Source organism: Curtobacterium luteum (assembly GCF_001475545.1).
GTDB classification, from domain to species: Bacteria; Actinomycetota; Actinomycetes; order Actinomycetales; family Microbacteriaceae; genus Curtobacterium; species Curtobacterium luteum_A.
The window spans coordinates 1-820 of sequence record NZ_LDQC01000182.1 but is presented as its reverse complement, the minus strand read 5'-3'; the positions used below and the strand labels follow the sequence as shown (position 1 = coordinate 820).

The 820-nt window shown below is 74.1% G+C and carries 1 protein-coding gene; it reads right to left on the bottom strand.

What is annotated here, in order from left to right:
- Positions 1-236 precede the first annotated feature (236 nt).
- The coding region (locus tag NS184_RS17045) for a helix-turn-helix transcriptional regulator (protein ID WP_152998319.1) at positions 237-820 on the bottom strand (584 nt) is incomplete at its 5' end.

The window sequence follows — 820 nt, the reverse complement described above, 5'->3', positions numbered from 1 at the left end:
CCTCGACGCGGTCGTCAGCGGAGAGGCGATCGGCGGCTGCCCCGCCGCGGGTGAGGATGCGGACACCGGCACCGAGGCCGAGGAGTTCGCGGACGATGCGGTGGCCGAGGTCGCCGGTGGCGCCCGCGACGAGCACGGTGGTGGTCATGCCGTCGACGCTACGCACGCCGACTGCACCCCACCACGACGCGGCGCCACGGAGCGACGCGCCGCGGCGTCAGCCGCACGCCCCGGGGTCAGCGTCGCAGCGTCTGCTTCGGGTACTCACCGAACCGCTCCGCGTACGACGCCGAGAACCGCCCGAGGTGTGCGAACCCCCACCGGCGCGCGACGTCGCCGACCGCCCCGGCCTGCGGGTCGAGCGCGAGGAGCTCCTCGTGCACGCGGTCGAGACGCACGTGTCGGAGGTACGTCAGCGGCGAGACGTCGAACACCCGGCGGAAGGACTCCTGCACCGACCGCACGCTGAGCCCGGCGACCGCCGACAACTCGGTCACCGTGACGTCCTCGGCGGCGTGTGCGTGGATGTGCTCGACCGCGGCGCGGAGCCGGGCGTTCTTCCGCAGTCCGAGCACGGCAGGCAGGGTGTCGAGGTGCGGCGGGAACATCTCGAGGAAGATCCGGGCGGCGGACTCCTTCGCGGTGCGCCAGGCGTCGCTGTCCGGCCCGGCCGCCCGCAGTGCCCGGGTGAGCCCGGTGATCGCGACGCGCCAGGACCGCACAGCATCGGGCACCGGCTCGGCGAGGTGGTCGAACCGCAGGGGACGGTCGCCGAGGTCGAGGTGCTGCGCCGCGATCCGCTCCACGAAGGAGGTCCCTT